Genomic DNA, 3914 nt, shown 5'->3' on the forward strand with positions numbered 1-3914 from the left:
GGAAGCTACAGAAATTTTTCCGGTACAACCTGTTTAACCAAACCTGTTATTGTGGTAGAAGGTTATGACCCAAGTGATAGTAATGATGTTTTTGATTTATATGATATTCTTAATGTTAATAGCTTAGGTGTTGATATTAGGAATGAAGGACATGATATAATCACCCTTAACTTTGAGCCCCGTGTTGTCAACGGTAAAACAGTAAAAGGAGGTACTGATTATATAGAGCGTAACGCGATGGTACTGGTGAAACTTATTGAGATGGTTAATACCAGTAAAAGCAGTAGTGCCGAGCCAACCAAAATTATTGGTTTTAGTATGGGTGGGTTGGTGGCTCGCTATGCGTTGCGGTATATGGAAAATAACAACATACCTCATGATGTAGATTTATATATTTCAGTTGACAGTCCGCATCAGGGAGCTAATGTGCCTTCCGGGGTTCAGCATACAGTTAAGCTTATAGATGATTTGGTGCCTGCATGGTTAAAACCTGAATTGGCTAGTCTTGAAGATGAATTGAATCAACCGGCCACCAAGCAAATGTTGAAATATCATTATAATAATACTTCCTTTTACAATACATTTATAACAACTTAAACTCCATGGGGTACCCACAAAACACTAGAAATATTTCAATAGTTAATGGCAGTATGAAGGGTTCTGGAATAAATGGGATAAATCAAAAATATTATGAGGGCAAAGCACACGTGTATATACCGTCAATTCCAATAATACCGTTTACACATACTGCATACACCGGAAATCTTCAATTAAATTTTACAAAAAACTCTGGAAGTGCAAGGGTATTTAAATGGAGATTAAAACTTTTTGGATTGTTGAACATCCACCAAAGGAATGCCTATATAAGTACTCAGAGCTCAATCGGGAGCCTTGAAAATGCACCTGGGGGAACTGTTGGAGTTGAGGAGTTGGATGACAGGGTTTTTGACTTTATTGATTTTAATTTTGAATGGTTATTGGTTGGTATTAATCAAGAGTTAAGCACAGAAACATTTAGTTTCATCCCAACTAAGAGTGCTATTGATTTTCAAGGTAACCCAAACTTATTTCAGAATATTTTTGCAAATTTAGTTTGCTCAGGTAATACGCCTTTTGATAGTTATTATTCCACACCATCTGTTAACGAACCACATATGTTTTTGTCTGAAACTGCGTCAAACTTTATTTTTCAGGAAATTTTAGGTAATGAACAAGACCCGTATCCGGGTGGATCCGGCGGTCAAAATCCTAATGGTGGCACCTACCAAGTGTATCCTCCAAACGGAGGAACATTCAGTTTACAAAGCGAGTGGGGGGATAATTTTTTACCAGGCGAGGATGATCCTTATAGCTTGCCAATTCCTCAATATGTCTTAGCCACCCATAACATGCCAATGGGCTCGAGTAACCCTTATTGGGAACTATATTCTGATAGTCAAAATGCACTTGATAGTTGGTCTTCTTATGCAACAAATTTAAATTTTTATTTTTTACCTAATAAATTGAATGCAGAAATTGTATTTAAGTTTAATATAGTTGATGAGTGTGGCAGTAATCGCTATACACACGTGAAATTTATCGTACAAGACATAAACAATTTTGTGTCACCAGAATTTAATGACCACTTCACTGTGTATCCAGTTCCTGCAATTAATGAAATCAACATAGTTAATAAGAATAATGAGAATATCAATTCTCAGGTTGAGTTATACGACATTTATGGTCAAAAAATTAAAGAAACTTTTTTTAATGATAGTTATAGTTTGAAAATAAACACATCATCTTTCCAAAATAGGATTTATTTTATCAAAAATTTTAATAAGGAATATGAACTTGTAAAACAAATTTTTATTCAACGTTAATTAGACTTTAAACTATTTTTAATACTATAAAACTATGAGCGAAAAAGAAATCAAGAATCTCGAACAAATTTTCGAAGCCAAAATAGCGCGTGACGAAAAAATCGAACCCAAAGATTGGATGCCAGAAAAGTACCGGCAAACACACATCAGGCAAATCTCACAGCACGCCCATTCTGAAATTGTAGGTATGCTCCCTGAAGGCAACTGGATTTCCCGTGCACCTTCCTTACGCAGAAAAGTGGCATTGCTCGCCAAAGTACAGGATGAAGCCGGTCACGGTTTGTACTTGTACAGCGCCTGTGAAACTTTAGGTATTTCAAGAGACGAACTCTATGAGCAACTGCACACAGGAAAAGCAAAATATTCCAGTATATTCAACTACCCAACGCTAACTTGGGCAGATATGGGAGCCATTGGCTGGTTGGTTGACGGTGCCGCCATTATCAATCAGGTACCCTTGTGTAATACTTCTTTTGGTCCTTACGCCCGTGCGATGGTACGTGTGTGCAAGGAAGAAAGTTTCCATCAACGTCAGGGATATGAAATTATGCTAACACTCTGTAACGGAACACCAGAGCAAAAAGCCATGGCACAAGACGCCCTAAACCGCTGGTGGTGGCCGTCATTGATGATGCTGGGACCTACTGACGACGAATCTGTGCACACAGCACAATCCATGAAATGGAAGCTAAAGCGAAAAACAAACGACGAACTCCGTCAGCAATTCGTTGACCAGACCGTACCACAAGCAGATATTTTAGGAATCACCATCCCTGATCCCGATTTAAAATGGAACGATGAAACTGGTCATTATGATTTTGGACCAATCGACTGGGATGAGTTCTGGCAAGTGGTAAAAGGCCATGGCCCCTGCAACAAAGAACGTATTGCAGCCCGAGTCAACGCATGGAACAATGGAGAATGGGTGCGTGATGCTGCGATGGCTTACGCGGAGAAGCAGGAGGCAAAGAAGGTTGAAAAAGCATCTTAGTAATTAGTAGTGAGTATTGAGTAATGAGATAGAATTAAGATTAAAGTGATTTAATTTTATTTAAAACAGTTTGATATGCATATTTTAGAAGATTTGAAAGTATGGAATAAGGCAATAAATATTGCTGAAGAGACTTATAAACTTTCTGCTTCGTTTCCTGTGGCAGAAAAATATGGTTTGACAAGTCAAATTAGGAGAAGTGCTGTTTCTGTTCCGTCAAATATTGCAGAAGGAGCCGGCAGGAACAATCCTGCTGAATTTAAAAACTTTTTGGGTATTGCTAATGGTTCATCATATGAACTCTATACTCAGTTAATACTCGCTTACAGACTAAATTTAGTTTCAGAAGACTTAGTTCAACCAATACTTAAAGAAGTTATTGAAGTTCAAAAAATGAACTTTGCATTATTAAAACATTTAAATATTAACAAATAGGATTGATATTGTGTTTTTTAACTCAATACTCAATACTCAATACTTAATACTATGACAGAAAAGAAAAACTGGCCCCTCTGGGAAATCTTCGTAAGAAGTAAAAACGGATTGGAACACCGTCACTTCGGTAGTCTGCATGCCGCCGATGCCGAAATGGCACTTGAAAACGCCCGTGATGTTTATACACGGCGCAGTGAAGGCGTAAGCATTTGGGTCGTGGAGTCTAAAAACATCACAGCCTCCAACCCCGAAGAAAACGGCGAATTCTTTGAGCCCGCCGCAGATAAGGTGTACCGCCATCCCACCTTTTATGAGTTGCCTGATGAGTTGAAACATATGTAGTCCCCAAATTCCCGCGAAGGCGGGAAATCGAAGATTCAGCGTAGCTAATCTCGTCAATCAAAACACGAGACTTTTTAAGTTAAATCAAAACATTCATGAACGAAAGGTTTGATAATAATAACAAGAAGACTCCCGCCTTTGCGGGAGTGTGGTTCGTTTATATGATGACAAACAAACCAAACGGAGTCCTCTATGTTGGCGTAACAGATCACATTGAATCAAGAGTACAAGAACATAAAAACAAGCTTTATAAAAACTCATTTACTGCAAAGTTTAACTGTGAC

5 protein-coding genes and 1 pseudogene are annotated in these 3914 nt (G+C 38.1%); all 6 read left to right on the forward strand.

Translation table 11 applies throughout. From position 1 onward, the window contains the following. Positions 1-597 (forward strand): annotated as a pseudogene (locus AACY61_RS10100) (hypothetical protein); the annotation flags it as partial. A 5-nt stretch (positions 598-602) separates the two neighbouring features. Beyond that, entirely contained in the window at positions 603-1862 is a 1260-nt protein-coding gene (locus AACY61_RS10105) for a T9SS type A sorting domain-containing protein (protein ID WP_339611459.1), read from the forward strand. 34 nt (positions 1863-1896) lie between these two features. Beyond that, positions 1897-2853 carry a 1,2-phenylacetyl-CoA epoxidase subunit PaaA gene (gene paaA / locus AACY61_RS10110; RefSeq protein WP_339611460.1) on the forward strand — a complete coding sequence of 319 codons (957 nt, stop codon included), beginning with the start codon at positions 1897-1899 and terminating at the stop codon, positions 2851-2853. 75 nt (positions 2854-2928) lie between these two features. Next, positions 2929-3288: a four helix bundle protein gene (locus AACY61_RS10115; protein ID WP_339611461.1), complete on the forward strand. Its 360-nt coding sequence runs from the start codon at positions 2929-2931 to the stop codon at positions 3286-3288. A 51-nt stretch (positions 3289-3339) separates the two neighbouring features. Next, a complete protein-coding gene (paaB, locus tag AACY61_RS10120; RefSeq protein WP_339611462.1) occupies positions 3340-3630 on the forward strand; it encodes a 1,2-phenylacetyl-CoA epoxidase subunit PaaB in 291 nt (96 codons plus the stop codon). Positions 3631-3725: 95 nt separating this feature from the next. Beyond that, positions 3726-3914, forward strand: a 189-nt coding sequence (locus AACY61_RS10125) for a GIY-YIG nuclease family protein (RefSeq protein ID WP_339611463.1), incomplete at its 3' end; no start/stop codon positions are given.

It is taken from the genome of uncultured Planktosalinus sp., from assembly GCF_963973675.1.
GTDB lineage: Bacteria > Bacteroidota > Bacteroidia > Flavobacteriales > Flavobacteriaceae > Planktosalinus.

What these genes read in the sequence shown, in the direction of transcription:
- AACY61_RS10115 (WP_339611461.1), top strand. Translation starts at nt 2,929, where the DNA reads ATGCATATTTTAGAAGATTTGAAAGTATGGAATAAGGCAATAAATATT.
- AACY61_RS10105 (WP_339611459.1), top strand. Translation starts at nt 603, where the DNA reads ATGGGGTACCCACAAAACACTAGAAATATTTCAATAGTTAATGGCAGT.
- paaB (WP_339611462.1), top strand. Translation starts at nt 3,340, where the DNA reads ATGACAGAAAAGAAAAACTGGCCCCTCTGGGAAATCTTCGTAAGAAGT.
- paaA (WP_339611460.1), top strand. Translation starts at nt 1,897, where the DNA reads ATGAGCGAAAAAGAAATCAAGAATCTCGAACAAATTTTCGAAGCCAAA.